Origin of the sequence: Providencia sp. PROV202 (genome assembly GCF_028479565.1) — a bacterium.
GTDB lineage: Bacteria > Pseudomonadota > Gammaproteobacteria > Enterobacterales > Enterobacteriaceae > Providencia > Providencia zhijiangensis.
This window is the reverse complement of sequence record NZ_JAMPNV010000022.1, coordinates 36977-52388: the sequence shown is the minus strand read 5'-3', so window position 1 is coordinate 52388 and position 15412 is coordinate 36977. Positions and strand designations below refer to the sequence as shown.

The window sequence follows — 15412 nt, the reverse complement described above, 5'->3', positions numbered from 1 at the left end:
AACATTATCTTGTTATTAGATTCTTAACAAACTACTACATATAGTGGTCATCACAAATTTAATATACAAGTCTCATGACCATCCATCATGAGCTTTTTTACGTTTGGGACCCTCTATTTGTAACTCAACCAAGGTGTACTTGCTCATGAACCAGAGTCTGTTAGTCACAAAACGTGATGGACATAAAGAACGCATTGACCTCGACAAAATCCATAAAGTTATTACATGGGCGGCGGAAGGTCTTAGTAACGTATCAGTTTCACAGGTGGAGTTACGTTCTCAGATTCAGTTTTATGATGGGATCAGAACTTCTGATATTCACGAAACGATGATTAAAGCCGCTGCTGACTTAATCACCGGTGAAACACCAGATTACCAATACCTTGCTGCACGCTTAGCGATTTTTAACCTGCGCAAAAAAGCCTATGGCCAGTTTGAGCCACCAAAATTATATGCCCACGTAAAACATCTGGTTGAGATGGGTAAATATGATAAGCATTTGCTGGAAGACTACTCTGAAGCAGATTTCGAGCAAATGGATGGTTTTATTGACCACTGGCGTGATATGAACTTTTCCTACGCCGCTGTTAAACAGCTAGAAGGGAAATATTTAGTTCAAAACCGTGTCACCGGTGAAATCTACGAAAGCGCCCAGTTTTTATATATTCTGGTTGCGGCATGCTTGTTTTCTCATTACCCACAAGCAACCCGTTTAGATTACATCCGTCGTTTCTATGATGCGGTATCAACATTTAAAATTTCTTTACCTACGCCAATTATGGCGGGGGTACGTACACCGACACGTCAATTCAGCTCTTGTGTTCTGATTGAGTGTGGTGACAGCCTTGATTCTATCAACGCAACCTCAAGTGCTATCGTGAAATATGTGTCTCAGCGTGCCGGTATCGGTATCAACGCGGGTCGCATCCGTGCACTGGGTAGCCCAATCCGTGGTGGTGAAGCCTTCCACACTGGCTGTATCCCATTCTATAAGCATTTCCAAACTGCGGTAAAATCTTGCTCTCAAGGTGGCGTACGCGGTGGTGCAGCAACCCTGTTCTACCCTATCTGGCACTTAGAAGTAGAAAGTTTATTAGTCCTGAAAAACAACCGTGGTGTTGAAGGTAACCGTGTTCGCCATATGGACTACGGTGTGCAGCTCAACAAATTAATGTATGAGCGCCTGATCAAAAACCAAGATATCACCCTGTTCAGCCCATCGGATGTTCCGGGCTTATATGACGCGTTCTTCGCCGATCAAGACGAATTCGAACGCTTATATGTGCAATATGAGCAAGATGAGAAAATCCGTAAATCCAGTGTGAAAGCGGTAGAATTATTCTCATTGATGATGCAAGAACGTGCATCCACAGGCCGTATCTATATTCAAAACGTTGACCACTGCAACACCCACAGCCCGTTTGATCCGCAGGTTGCCCCTGTTCGTCAATCTAACCTGTGTCTGGAAATTGCACTGCCAACTAAACCATTAAATAACGTTAATGACGAAAATGGTGAAATTGCCCTGTGTACGCTGTCTGCATTTAACTTAGGCGCAATTGAAAGCCTCGACGAGTTAGAAGAGTTAGCTATCTTAGCGGTTCGTGCATTAGACGCACTGTTAGACTACCAAGATTACCCAATCCCTGCTGCGAAGAAAGGCTCCATGGGTCGTCGTACTCTGGGTATTGGTGTGATTAACTACGCTTACTACTTAGCGAAGCATGGCGTTCGTTACTCCGATGGTAGCGCCAACAACCTGACGCACAAAACGTTCGAAGCGATCCAATATTACTTATTGAAAGCCTCAAATGAATTGGCAAAAGAGCAAGGCGCTTGCCCGTGGTTCAATGAAACCACCTATGCACAAGGTGTGTTACCTATCGACACTTACAAACGTGAGCTCGATAAATTAACTGACGAACCACTGCATTATGATTGGGAAGCGCTGCGTAACGATATTAAACAATACGGCCTGCGCAACTCAACACTGTCTGCATTAATGCCATCAGAGACCTCGTCTCAGATTTCGAACGCGACTAATGGTATCGAACCACCGCGCGGTTATATCAGCATTAAAGCATCAAAAGACGGTATCCTGCGCCAAGTGGTGCCAGATTACGAAAATCTGAAAGGTGCTTACGAGCTATTATGGCAAATGCCTTCCAATAGCGGCTATTTGCAGTTAGTTGGGATCATGCAGAAGTTTATCGACCAGTCGATTTCTTCGAACACAAACTATGACCCAACCCGTTTCCCGAATGGCAAAGTGCCAATGAATCAACTGTTAAAAGATTTATTGTTAGCCTATAAGTTTGGTGTGAAAACACTTTACTACCACAACACCCGTGATGGTGCTGAAGATGTTCAGGGGGATCTGGAAGAGGTTGTTGAAACCGCAGATTCTGATTGTGAAGGCGGAGCTTGTAAAATTTAATAGGGATGGTTATGTCACATTCATACACGATTTTTTCTCAAAAAAAGAATAACCAGCTGCTGGAGCCGATGTTTTTCGGCCAGCCTGTGAACGTTGCCCGTTTTGATCAGCAAAAATACCCTATTTTTGAAAAACTGATTGAAAAGCAACTCTCATTCTTCTGGCGCCCAGAAGAAGTTGACGTGGCGCGCGACCGTATTGATTACAATGCGCTGCCTGATCATGAGAAACACATTTTTATCAGTAACCTGAAATACCAAACGCTGCTCGACTCTATTCAGGGTCGCAGCCCTAACGTGGCATTTTTACCACTGATTTCAATCCCAGAATTAGAGACTTGGGTTGAAACTTGGTCATTCTCGGAAACTATTCACTCACGTTCATACACGCATATTATTCGTAATATCGTGAATGACCCGGCGATTATCTTTGACGATATCGTTGAGAATGAAGAAATTCTGAAGCGTGCAAAAGATATTTCTGAGTACTACGACACGCTGATCGAAATGACCAACTATTATCATATGTTTGGTGAAGGGACGCATACGCTGGGTGGTAAACAAGTCACCGTTTCACTGCGTGCACTGAAAAAGCAACTTTATTTATGCTTAATGAGCGTTAACGCCCTTGAAGCAATTCGTTTCTATGTCAGCTTCGCGTGTTCTTTCGCCTTTGCAGAGCGCGAATTGATGGAAGGTAATGCAAAAATCATCAAGCTAATTGCTCGCGATGAAGCGCTACACTTAACAGGGACTCAGCATATGCTGAATCTGTTACGCTCTGGTCAAGACGACCCTGAGATGGCAGAGATTGCCGCTGAATGTGAAGATGAATGCTATCGCCTGTTTGTCGATGCGGCAGAACAAGAAAAAGAGTGGGCTGAATATCTGTTCAGCGAAGGCTCTATGATTGGTCTGAACAAAGATATTCTGTGCCAGTATGTCGAATATATCACCAACATTCGTATGCAAGCAGTTGGTCTGAAATTACCATTTGAAGCGCGTTCTAACCCTATTCCATGGATCAACGCATGGTTAGTGTCTGACAACGTTCAAGTGGCGCCACAAGAAGTGGAAGTCAGCTCTTATTTAGTCGGTCAGATTGACGCTGAAGTTAACACCGATGATTTGAGTGATTTCGAACTGTAATTATGGCAAGTCATAAAATCACCCTGCGTCTTACGCAGGGTGTGCAAGTCCCCTACCACACGGATGTTCACACCAGTTTATTGGACGCCCTTGAAGATAGCCGAGTGCCTGTCGAATACCAATGCCGAGAAGGCTACTGTGGCTCATGCCGCGTAACATTATTAAAGGGAAAGGTTGGATACAAACAGAAGCCTTTGGCCTTTGTTCAAGAGGGTGAAATATTACCCTGTTGCTGCCATCCGCTTTCCGATATTGAAATCGAGTAGCGGCCCAAGTAATACGGGGTCTATCTAACAATAAAAAGCGATTGCTTTGATGACTCGAGCAATCGCTTTTTGCTTATAAACTTTTTACTTATAAAATAATACCTAAAATAATGCAGGTTGCAGGTAGGCAGCTAGCCCCCTGCAATTTAAAGTATGACGGGTATCTTTATAAATAACCGTACATTGCAGCAAAAATCCAACCAAACACACAGGATACACCCACCCCGATTAAGCCCGGCAGAATAAAGCTATGGTTGATAACAAACTTACCAATGCGCGTGGTACCAGAACGGTCAAATTGAATTGCCGCAAGGTCGCTTGGATACGTTGGCAGGATATAATAACCATAACACGCTGGTGCAGATGCGATAATGTACGCAGGATCAACACCGATACCCAGAGCAATTGGCACCACCGCTGCTAATGCCGCAGCTTGCGAGTTAACAAACTTCGATACCAACAGCAAAATCACTGCATACGCCCAAGGGAAATCTTTGACTAATGAACCTAAAGTGCCTTTGATTTCATCCATATGGGCGCCGAACATGGTTTCAGCCATCCACGCGATACCATATACCGCCACGATAGCAATCATCCCTGAACGGAATACTTCGTTTTTAGAAATCTGTCCTGGATTGGTTTTACAAATGATAATGATCAGCGCACCCGCTAATAACATGAACATCTGGATCACTAATACCATCGATAACGGCTTACCGTTAATTAATGGTCTGAGCTCAGAAAATGCGCCCAGTAATGCCACCACAACGATAGATGCTAAGAAAATCCACATTGCTACCCAGTTAATTTTTGGCAATTTTTTATCTAACAGCGTAACGCTATCACCATAAACATAGTCATGGTTTTCAGGCACAGAGATAAATTCTTGGAATACCGGGTCTTTATCCAGATCTTTACCGCGGAACCAGCTAAAGATACCTATCGCTAAGATACCGATTAAGGTTGATGGGATGGTGATTGCCAGTAAATCTAAAAATTCCAGTGACTTACCGTTGATGGATACGCCATTTAACATGGCGACTAAAGAGACAACTGCCACGGAAACAGGGCTAGCAATAATCCCCATTTGCGCCCCGATACTACTCGCCGCCATGGGTCTTTCAGGACGAATATTATTCTTGATCGCTGCATCGTAAATGATTGGCAAAATGGTATACACCACATGCCCAGTACCACACAAAATGGTTAAAATACAGGTAACGAAAGGTGCAACAATAGAAATGTATTTTGGATTTTTACGCAGTAAACGTTCTGCGATTTGTAGCATAACGTCCAAACCGCCTGATGCTTGTAAGGTTGCTGATGCTGCAACAACAGCAATGATAACAAGCATAACGTCTACAGGCGGTTTTCCTGGAGGTAAACCAAAGCCAAAGACAAGTATAACTAGGCCAACACCACCTAGCAGCCCGAGCGCCATCCCCCCTTTTCTTGCTCCGTAGAACAAGCAGACAAGAATAATGGCAAGTTGAATCATAAAGTCCATAGGTCCATCCTTTATTTATAGGTTTCCCTTATTATCCAGATGGTCTTAACGTATTAATTTGATTTATATTAATTTAAAAAACAATATTGTTTTATTTTCATTCCTAATATTTTGCCCTCATCACAAAATTCCCCTTTAGTTGCTGCCATAATGCTCAGTTAAGTAATATAATGAGTAAAATCAATCTAATAAACCCCATTTTTTAACATTTAAACCCCACCACGGTTACCCTTTCCGTCATTCTTTAACATCATTTCACACATCGTTATCAACACTTCCTTTAGGGCAAACATTAAAGAATCTTTTATCTTATTTAGACTGTTAATATATATTTACACTCACTGTAATTCAGATTTGACAGAGTAATCGCAATCGCATAATCTGCTTAAATTATTAATAACCCCAATTCAATCAGAGGAATTTGTGAAGAATCGTACCCTTGGCAGTATTTTGATCGTGGCAGGAACAACAATTGGTGCAGGAATGCTAGCAATGCCGCTAGCGGCAGCGGGTGTTGGCTTCACTGGAATAGTATGTTTGTTAATAGGTTTATGGATGCTAATGAGTTATACCTCATTACTACTGGTCGAAGTTTATCAGCATAATCCTGCCAATATGGGTCTCGGTAGTGTTGCGAAAAAGTACCTCGGCCCCGTTGGTCAAATTGTCACGGGTTTGAGTATGTTATTACTGATGTATGCTCTGACAACTGCCTATATTGGCGGAGCTGGGGTGCTTATCTCTGATAGCCTATCCTCTTGGTGGGGGATCACCGTTTCGACTCAAACAGCCATTATTATGTTCACTATTGTTGGTGGTGCTGTGGTCTGTGTGGGAACACACTCTGTTGATTTTATTAACCGTATCCTTTTTACCGCTAAGACGATTTTCTTAGTGATCATGCTTGCCGTTATGATGCCTCATGCAGAGGCGGTTAACCTAAGCACCATGCCACTCGAAAAAGGCCTTATACTCGCCGCGGTTCCCGTGATTTTTACCTCTTTTGGGTTCCATGGAAGCGTACCAAGTTTAGTCAATTACATGAATGGTGATGTACGCAAACTGCGTATCATTTTCATTACAGGGAGTGCAATTCCTCTGGTTGCCTACATTTTATGGCAGATTGCGACTCTCGGCGCTATCCCATCAAATACATTTATGGGGATCCTTGCCCAGTCTTCAGGCTTAAATGGACTATTAACCGCTATCCGTGATGTCGTTGCCACTCCACGCGTGAATATGGCGGTTGCCCTATTTATGGATTTAGCGTTAGCGACTTCGTTCTTAGGTGTGGCTTTAGGTTTGTTTGATTACCTTGCAGACTTATTTAAGCGCAGCAATGATTTTATTGGTCGTGCGCAAACCACGCTGCTGACCTTCGTACCACCGTTACTTGCCGCCCTATTCTTTAGTAGCTTTGTACAGGCATTAACTTACGCCGCTGTCGCATTATCAGTCCTAGCATTAATCATCCCAGCACTGTTAACGATGCGCGTACGTAAGTTAGAAGCAAATGGCATTTACCGCGTCAAAGGTGGCACACCAATTTTAGGTTTAGTTCTACTATGCGGTATTGCGGTCATCGCCATTCAGTTCGCCATTGTAGCCGGTTTCCTACCGAATGTTGGTTAATCCCCACAAAATTCCACTCATAAAAAAACACCCCAATATGGGGTGTTTTGCTTTTTAAGCTTTTAAAAATGTCTAAATCTATTTTTCAAAATAGTTCATGTTGTAGCTAGGCGGCAAACGCGCTAATCCCTAGGAGCATACACAAGTATGTGACTAGGGTTAGCAAGAGCAGCCAACAACGCTACAACGTGAAGTATGAAGAAAAATTAAAAGGACAGGCCGGCACCTACATACCACCCATCTGCTAACTTCTCATTACGATCATCATGCGCGCCTTTCATCTCAATCAGACGATAACCCGCATCAACTGACAGCGGTTTAAACACGGTGTAACGCGCACCTGCTTTCGCTTCCATGTAGGATTTGCTGCCTGAAGTCAGTGATTCTGGTGCGCCATACGCTTCACCGTAGAAACTTAATGATGGCAGTGCTTGCCAGCTTAATCCGCCGCCTAATGCTGCCGCTGCACCATCAGAGCCATCTTCTGGAGATAAATACAGCGCTTTACCGCCAACATAGGCATTAAATGGTCCTAATGGCAGGCCGAACGTTGCACCTAGGCTACCTAACTGACCATTGTGGTCACTGCGCGCCCATGAGCCATTAAATGCTAAACCAGAACCTTGAGTTCCTAAACCAGCACTTAATTCTGTAAAATGTTCACCCGCACTGAAATCAGCAGAAATTGCTTGAGCAGCACCCATATAAAATGCAGAGGTCGCTGCAACAGCTAAAAGAACTTTGCGCATTATCATTTCCTTTATTATTAAAAATTAAAGTATCTTGACGATGTTACGTGATTTAGTGCACGTACTCAGTCTTTTTTGCTTAAATTTACGTTAGAACACCGTTTAACGCACAATAAGTGAAATTCATCAGTGGTTTACTTCAATTCAATTCTTCATTTCCTGACTAAACTTCTTACTATGATTACAGTGATTGGTCAGAGCGATTAGATAATTAATTCTTTGCTTATTATACTGTTCATCAAGTTTATTATAGAGATGAAGTGATATTCTACAAATATTCATCCAGTTAGTTACTTTTGTGTAGTCTATAAATCTAATAGCTTGGGAGTATTGTGATGAAAAAAAGAGGTCTAACTACCGCTTCAGGCGCACCTGTAGTGGATAACAATAACGTGATGACTGCGGGCAAACGTGGCCCGATGCTGTTGCAAGATGTTTGGTTTTTGGAAAAGCTCGCCCACTTCGATCGTGAAGTGATCCCAGAGCGCCGTATGCACGCTAAAGGTTCAGGAGCATTCGGTACTTTCACTGTCACCCATGACATTACCCGCTATACCCGTGCTAAATTATTCAGTGAAATTGGCAAGAAAACTGATTTATTTGTCCGCTTCTCCACCGTAGCAGGTGAACGTGGTGCCGCTGATGCCGAGCGCGATATTCGTGGTTTTGCCATGAAATTTTATACCGAAGAAGGTAACTGGGATATGGTGGGCAACAACACCCCTGTATTCTATCTACGTGACCCGCTGAAATTTCCAGACTTAAACCACGTCGTTAAACGCTGCCCTTACACCAATATGCGTAGTGCAGCCTATAAATGGGATTTTTTCTCTCATTTACCTGAGGCACTGCATCAATTAACCATTGATGTGAGCGACCGTGGATTACCAAAAAGCTATCGCTTTATGCATGGCTTTGGTAGCCATACCTATAGCTTTATCAATGCGAATAACGAACGTTTTTGGGTGAAATTCCACTTCCGTAGCCAGCAAGGTATCGAAAACCTTATGGATGACGAAGCAGAAGCGCTGATTGGTAAAGATCGTGAAAGCTCTCAACGTGACCTGTTCGATGCTATCCAACGTAAAGAATATCCTCGCTGGAACTTACAGATTCAGATCATGCCAGAAAAAGAGGCGTCAACCGTCCCTTATAACCCATTTGATCTAACCAAAGTGTGGCCACACAAAGACTATCCATTGATTGATGTGGGATATTTTGAACTGAACCGCAACCCAGATAACTATTTCTCGGATGTGGAACAAGCTGCATTTAGCCCAGCGAATATCGTTCCGGGCATTGGATTCTCTCCAGACAAAATGCTGCAAGGTCGCTTATTCTCTTACGGGGATACTCAGCGTTACCGTTTAGGTATTAACCACTATCAAATTCCGGTGAATGCGCCACGCTGCCCATTCCACAATTATCATCGTGATGGTGCAATGCGCGTTGATGGCAATAGCAGCAATACCGTAACCTATGAGCCAAACAGCGCAGGTATGTTCCAAGAACAACCGGACTACAGCGAACCGCCATTATCAATCGAAGGTGCGGCTGATCACTGGAATCACCGTGAAGATGAAGATTACTTCAGCCAGCCTCGTGCACTGTATGAATTACTGGACGATGCCGAACATCAACGTATGTTCCAACGTTTAGCAGGCGAACTGATTGAAGCGTCAGAAGAGACACAAAAACGTCAAATCGAGTTGTTTAAGAAAGTACACCCAGAATACGGTGCTGGTGTTGAAAAAGCGCTGAATGCGCTGAAATAAGCAAAAGTCTCCTGTTATAACCAAGCGCTAGAGCTTTCTAGCGCTTTTATCTATTCCTTAATTAATTCATTCCACGATTAATTCATCACTATCTCTGTGTTAACACCCACTGCTTCACCCGCTGGCGAGACACTTTAATCCCCCCAGCTTTCAATTCAAGATCTAAACGATAAAATGCGATTGGGAATTGATACGGGGCTAATTTATCTTTTAGCCAATCCGCCAGCATGTTCAAGTCGATTGATTCATTAGCTTCGATCACTGCCACTGGACGCTGCCCAAATTGCACATCATCAACAGGAATAATAAAGCTTTGGTGCACATCAGGATGCGCATTGATCACCGCTTCAATATCTTCCGGCTGCACACACTCCCCACCACTGATAAACAGATTATCCAAACGGCCTAAAACCTGATATTCACCCTCAATAAAGGCGCCTTTGTCATTGGTTTTAAACCAGCCATCCACTAAATTTAAAGGATGTAATTGACCATCAAACCAATACCCTAAGGATTGGCTATCCGACTGAATTTGAATTTCATCATCCACCAGCCGTACTTGTTTACCCGTTAACGGAAGCCCCACACCTTTCTTACCATCTGTACGTTTAGCACACACGGTTGACGCCATTTCTGTCATCCCATAACCGCTCCAGCAGATAATACCGCGCTGCTCGGCTAGCGCCGTTAAACTGGTTGGGATCATGGCACCACCCAACAACACTTCTTTCAACGAAATATTCAATGGCATCTCGTCATTCAATAACCGCCACAGCTGAGTCGGTACTAATGATGCATGGGTGACACCCTGTAATGCTTCTGGCAATGGTGTAGAACGAATAGCGAGTTTTGCACCGCTCAGTAACCAACGCCATACAATCCCTTGCCCTGAAACGTGAAATAATGGCAACGAGAGTAACCAGCAATCCTCTTGCTGATAATTCATGGCATTCAGTACGCCAGCCGCACTGTTCAAGTGAGCCGAAACACTGTGTACTGCGGCTTTAGGTAACCCGGTTGAACCTGAGGTTAAAATTAGCGTTGCAGGTTGCCCTGCGATTTTCTGAAAGCTTACAGAAGGGAAATTATCATATTCAATAAAATGATGATAAAGCTGGTGGTCCAAATGGCGATAATCCGCTAACGCGTTCTGCTCATCGGTAAAATCAATCACTGCACCAATATCAAGATGCGGTAATAATTCATTTAATAACCGCTCAGGAAGGCGAGGATTAAGAGGCAAGACTTTCGCCCCACAAGCTAGCAATGCCAATTGACTGAGTAGTAATTCGACGGAATTTTTACCGCGCAAAGCGATACATTGCCCTTCTTTCACACCTTGCATCGTGAAGTAAGTGACTAAATCGGCAATTTGCTGATTTAACGCCGCCCACGTCACCGCGTCAGTATCCGTAAAAAGTGCAATGTTATTCGGTTGAAGACTGGCCCAATGCTGCCAAGGCCAGTCGGTAAAGCGGCTAGACGACAATGTTAACTCTGCCATACAACCGTCAGTTCATCTAACTGTTGAACAGGAATTTGGCATTGTGGCCAAGGCCTCACTAACTGAGATTGGATCAGTGAAACCGTATCTAAGCCTGGAATGGTGTTCGGTGTTAACCAATTTGCGACCCGCGCCAATTGGGTTAAACCAAAGCTACTTTCGATGGAGGAACTGATCACGGCTTGCATCCCTAACTGATGAGCTTGTTCCACCAAACTACGGCAATAACTCAAGCTGCCCGTTAAGGTCGGCTTAATGATAATCGCCGCCACACCCGGCTGTGCTTCGACTTTGAAGCCTTCTTCACGCACACTTTCATCCCATGCGATAGCGATGCCAGTCTCCGCGGAAAATTGCAAAGATTCCTCACGGGTTTTACATGGTTCTTCAAGAAACGCAATTCGTGCACGGTAATCTGGATTCACATATTTAGCAAAACCATCTGCTTTTGCTCGAGTCCAGCTACGGTTAGCATCTAAACGCAGCTTTAGCTCAGGCACCGCTTCCAATAATAAGTTTGCCACCATGCCATCACGTACAGCTTCGTAGAGCCCCACTTTCACTTTGGCGACTTTTTCCCCATCCATGGCATCGAGGCTTAGGATCAGGTCATCGGGGTCACCGCTACATAATGGCGCTTTACGATAATCCGCTTGTTTTGGAAGCTCACCGGTCAGCTCTGCTAATGCACAGCTACAGCCAAAGGCAACTGAAGGTAAATGGCTTGGCGTCATTGTGCCTTCATTCACCCATTCATTTAGCCATGCGATGGTGTCTGCGGTTGCTTCTTCCAAGGTTTCACGGCTAAATTCTGGCAGAGGTGAAATTTCCCCCCAGCCTTCGCTATCCCCATCTTGTAAACACACCAAAAGCCCATCACGGGTTTTTAGTCGTTGATAGCGAAGGATAACGCCTGCCTCCATCGGCAGGCTGAACGAGTAAAGTTTGGCTTTTCTCATTATGGGTTACGCTTATATTTAGAGAAATCTGGCGCACGTTTTTCGTTGAATGCGTTACGCCCTTCTTGACCTTCATCCGTCATATAGAACAGCATCGTTGCGTTACCCGCTAGCTCTTGCAGACCCGCTTGACCATCACAATCAGCGTTCAGTGCTGCTTTCAAGCAACGTAATGCCATTGGGCTATTTTCCAGCATTTCACGGCACCAGCGCACAGTTTCTTTTTCTAAGTCAGCATAAGGTACAACAGTGTTTACCAGACCCATATCTAACGCTTCTTGGGCATTGTATTGACGGCACAGGAACCAAATTTCACGGGCTTTCTTTTGACCGACGATACGTGCCATATAAGATGCGCCCCAACCGCCATCAAACGAGCCAACTTTAGGGCCGGTTTGACCGAAAATCGCGTTATCGGCTGCGATAGTTAAATCACACATCATATGTAAAACGTGACCGCCACCGATAGAGAAACCAGCAACCATTGCCACGACAGGTTTTGGACAGGTACGAATTTGACGTTGGAAATCTAATACGTTCAGATGGTGCGTACCGCTTTCATCGCGATACCCGCCGTAGTCACCACGGATTTTCTGGTCACCACCTGCACAGAAGGCTTTTTCGCCTTCACCCGTTAGGATGATAGTCCCGATATGGTCGTCATAACGCGCATCTGACAATGCTTGGATCATCTCTTTCACGGTTTGAGGACGGAATGCATTGCGCACTTCAGGGCGGTTAATGGTAATTTTAGCAATCCCTTCTGGGGATTTGTGATATCGAATATCATCAAAACCTTCTGAGCAATCTTGCCACTCAATCGGTGCGTACAGTTTTTCTTCGCTTGGATAAATCATTATCAAGTTCCTTTAACCACAGTGTGATAAAAAATAGTGAAGTGCAGCTGCGTAATGTTGGGGATTTTCCCGATGCGCATTATGCCCTGCATTCTCAATTAGCGTAAACGGCAATGCATATTGTTGCGAAACGCCTCGAAATTTTTGGTCTTTCTCACCGCAAAAATAGCAGTAAGGGACCGATAATTGCTTTAGTGACTCGACTAAAAAAGGCTGTTTGGATAACGACGTGTTTTCCAACATATCAGCGACTGCTAACGGGTTATTTTGACTCCGTAATCCCACCAGCTTTTCACGTTGGGCAAGAGTAAGGTCGGCAAAAACCGCTTGTTGGTACCAGTCATTCAAAACCTGTTCGATAGGCTGATGACGAAAACGCTCGGCCCAGCGATGGTCGTTATCCGCACGCGCAATACGTTCCTGTTCATTCGGTAAACCGACATTGCCCCCTTCTATCACCAAGCCTTGTAGCCCTTTATGAGCGCTAAAGCAGGCAAAGTGCATCGCTAAGCGTGCACCGAGCGAATAGCCAATCAACACATATTGTGAAGCCGAGTAATGCGCTAACAACTGAGTCAGTTGCTTGTCAAAATCCATAAAGCCTTGGCAATCGATGCTATGTGAATCACCATGCCCGGGCAAATCGACCACTAAACGCGGATAATTGGGGCAAGCCTCAACAATCGATGACCAATCATCGTGACTACCTAATAAACCATGAAGGAAAACTAACCACGGTGTTTTGTCACCGTTGGCAGGTTGATCCTGACTCGGATAATAGTGCGCAGCTAGCACGGTAAACTTTCCACGTCTTGCAGTAGCTGTTTGAGTGTTCGGGCGCCTTCATCCCCATCAACCACTAACTCAATCAGCAGTGTACCGTGTTGCTTGAGCCAGAATTCTTGCACTGTCTCTTTTAAGCTCGACCAATCTGTTGGCGCGCGGTATTGCAGACCAAACATCATCGCCGCACCTTCAAAGCTTACATTTTGTGGCATGCAATAATAGTTTTGGCGAGCTTCTGGGGAGGTTGGCAGCATCGAAAAAATTTGTCCGCCATTATTGTTTACTATAATCAATACGCTAGGAGCTGAAGGTTCACGCAATAATGCCAAACTGTTTAAGTCATACAGGGCGGAGATATCTCCGACGATACCGAGTGTTGGCTTCGCGGTTGCTCGCTGTACGCCAGCCATCGTCGAGATCAAACCATCAATGCCACTGGCACCACGGTTACTAAATACCGGGTAACCCGCTGGCAATTGAGCCAGTGCATCAATTAAACGCACAATTAAGCTATTCCCCACGAAAAGTTGCCCGCGAGGCGGGAGAAGCTCAGGGAGTTGATGCGCTACCGCAGCTTCAGAAAACTGGTTTTGCAGCTGAGTTTGAACATGTCGCAAAGTACGATTTGTTAAGTTCGTTAAGCCTTCGCACCATGCACCGCGCGGTTGAGCAGGATGTTGCTCTATCCACCCTTTTACGCTGCAAGTGAGCTTACGCCCCTGATGGTTGGCAGGATCTAAACGCCCAGGGATGGTATCAATTATCCAGTACTCTTGAGGATGACACTGGCTTTGCCACTGTAATGCGCGTTTTCCCGTTAAGCTGGAGCCAAATTGAACCACTAACTCTGCTTCATCTAACCAAGCTTTGGCGTTTGGGTGCTGTAACCATAAATCAGCACATGGATAAGGTTGTCCAGTCTGAGAGAGCACATCACCGATAACTGGCCAACCAAGTTCTGCAGCCCATTTTGCAACAAGCTCGCCATCGCTGCTACTCATACGTCCAGCGATAACGACCCCTTTTTTCTGGCGCCAAAAATACCAATCCACCACCAATGCGACTGTGTGAGTCGAAGGTTCACTTAGCCACGGGTGAGACGATTGCCACCAATCACCTAAACTCGCTTGCCACTCAGTTTCCCCTTCCGTTTCACCATATAATGGTTCAGCAAAAGGACAGTTCACATGAAATGCCCCATGGCGCAGCTGATTCATCCCGTTATCTAGCGCAGAAACCAACCATTTCGCTGAAATATCGCGAGTGGGTCTTGGCAGCATTAAACTTTCGAATGGATGGCTAGCAAAAATGTGGGTTTGGCGAATAGCCTGATTAGCACCACAGTCAATTAATTCTGGTGGTCTATCTGCCGTAAGGAAAATCACTCTTTCCCCGGTTAATCCCGCTTCTATCAATGAGGGATAAAGGTTAGCAACCGCTGTACCAGAGGTGACAATCACACCAACAGGTTCGCCACTCGCTTTCGCAAGCCCAAGAGCAAGATGACCTAATCCGCGCTCATCAAAGTGCGTATGGCAATGCAGTTTTGCATTATTTGCAGCAGCTAACGTTAACGGCGTAGAGCGAGAGCCGGGAGCAATACAGATATTTTTCATTCCGTGGCGGGCTAGCGCCTCAATAATTACCTCTGCCCAACGGAGATTAAATGCTGAATTCGACATAATGTGCTCGGTAAATTATTCATGATGCTGAGTGTAATAGGATTGAGAAAAATTTCTTGATCTCAAAACAATTTTTCATGAACTAATTGAAAATAAAAAAGAAATAACCA

12 protein-coding genes are annotated in these 15412 nt (G+C 44.7%); 5 read left to right on the top strand and 7 right to left on the bottom strand.

From position 1 onward, the window contains the following. The first annotated feature begins 145 nt into the window (after nt 1–145). From nrdA to yfaE, 3 genes are read left to right on the top strand one after another with little or no spacing between them, the layout of a single operon-like run. Nucleotides 146–2437 (top strand): class 1a ribonucleoside-diphosphate reductase subunit alpha, encoded by a 2292-nt coding sequence (nrdA, locus tag PR799_RS16440; RefSeq protein ID WP_154602862.1) that lies wholly within the window; start codon nt 146–148, stop codon nt 2435–2437. A gap of 11 nt (nt 2438–2448) precedes the next feature. Further along, nucleotides 2449–3585 (top strand): class Ia ribonucleoside-diphosphate reductase subunit beta, encoded by a 1137-nt coding sequence (gene nrdB / locus PR799_RS16435; protein WP_036952796.1) that lies wholly within the window; start codon nt 2449–2451, stop codon nt 3583–3585. 2 nt (nt 3586–3587) lie between these two features. Then, the gene (yfaE, locus tag PR799_RS16430; protein ID WP_154628151.1) at nt 3588–3851 is read left to right on the top strand and encodes a class I ribonucleotide reductase maintenance protein YfaE; all 264 of its coding nucleotides are present in this window, start codon (nt 3588–3590) and stop codon (nt 3849–3851) included. A gap of 166 nt (nt 3852–4017) precedes the next feature. On the opposite strand, the gene PR799_RS16425 is transcribed toward yfaE, so the two are convergent. Next, a complete protein-coding gene (locus PR799_RS16425) occupies nt 4018–5358 on the bottom strand; it encodes an anaerobic C4-dicarboxylate transporter (protein ID WP_006660307.1) in 1341 nt (446 codons plus the stop codon). A 483-nt stretch (nt 5359–5841) separates the two neighbouring features. Here PR799_RS16425 and tyrP point away from each other — a divergent pair, with 483 nt between their 5' ends. Beyond that, a complete protein-coding gene (gene tyrP, locus PR799_RS16420) occupies nt 5842–6990 on the top strand; it encodes a tyrosine transporter TyrP (protein WP_442959927.1) in 1149 nt (382 codons plus the stop codon). A 206-nt stretch (nt 6991–7196) separates the two neighbouring features. On the opposite strand, the gene PR799_RS16415 is transcribed toward tyrP, so the two are convergent. Then, on the bottom strand, nt 7197–7739 hold the full coding sequence (locus PR799_RS16415) for a YfaZ family outer membrane protein (protein WP_154628148.1): 543 nt from the start codon (nt 7737–7739) through the stop codon (nt 7197–7199). Between the two features lie 335 nt (nt 7740–8074). On the opposite strand from PR799_RS16415, the gene PR799_RS16410 reads away from it, so the two are divergent. Then, nucleotides 8075–9514 (top strand): catalase, encoded by a 1440-nt coding sequence (locus PR799_RS16410; RefSeq protein ID WP_154602866.1) that lies wholly within the window; start codon nt 8075–8077, stop codon nt 9512–9514. Between the two features lie 88 nt (nt 9515–9602). On the opposite strand, the gene menE is transcribed toward PR799_RS16410, so the two are convergent. The 5 genes from menE to menD are packed head-to-tail and all read right to left on the bottom strand — an operon-like array spanning nt 9603 to nt 15302. Then, on the bottom strand, nt 9603–11018 hold the full coding sequence (gene menE / locus PR799_RS16405; protein WP_272522802.1) for an o-succinylbenzoate--CoA ligase: 1416 nt from the start codon (nt 11016–11018) through the stop codon (nt 9603–9605). Continuing rightward, nucleotides 11006–11977 carry an o-succinylbenzoate synthase gene (gene menC / locus PR799_RS16400; protein ID WP_272522801.1) on the bottom strand — a complete coding sequence of 324 codons (972 nt, stop codon included), beginning with the start codon at nt 11975–11977 and terminating at the stop codon, nt 11006–11008. Before menC ends, menE begins: the two co-directional genes overlap by 13 nt. After that, nucleotides 11977–12834, bottom strand: a complete 858-nt coding sequence (gene menB, locus PR799_RS16395) for a 1,4-dihydroxy-2-naphthoyl-CoA synthase (RefSeq protein WP_154602869.1) — start codon at nt 12832–12834, stop codon at nt 11977–11979. Before menB ends, menC begins: the two co-directional genes overlap by 1 nt. Before the next feature lie 12 nt (nt 12835–12846). Then, the gene (gene menH, locus PR799_RS16390; RefSeq protein ID WP_272522800.1) at nt 12847–13629 is read right to left on the bottom strand and encodes a 2-succinyl-6-hydroxy-2,4-cyclohexadiene-1-carboxylate synthase; all 783 of its coding nucleotides are present in this window, start codon (nt 13627–13629) and stop codon (nt 12847–12849) included. Continuing rightward, nucleotides 13623–15302 carry a 2-succinyl-5-enolpyruvyl-6-hydroxy-3-cyclohexene-1-carboxylic-acid synthase gene (gene menD, locus PR799_RS16385; protein WP_272522798.1) on the bottom strand — a complete coding sequence of 560 codons (1680 nt, stop codon included), beginning with the start codon at nt 15300–15302 and terminating at the stop codon, nt 13623–13625. Before menD ends, menH begins: the two co-directional genes overlap by 7 nt. Between the last annotated feature and the right edge of the window lie 110 nt (nt 15303–15412).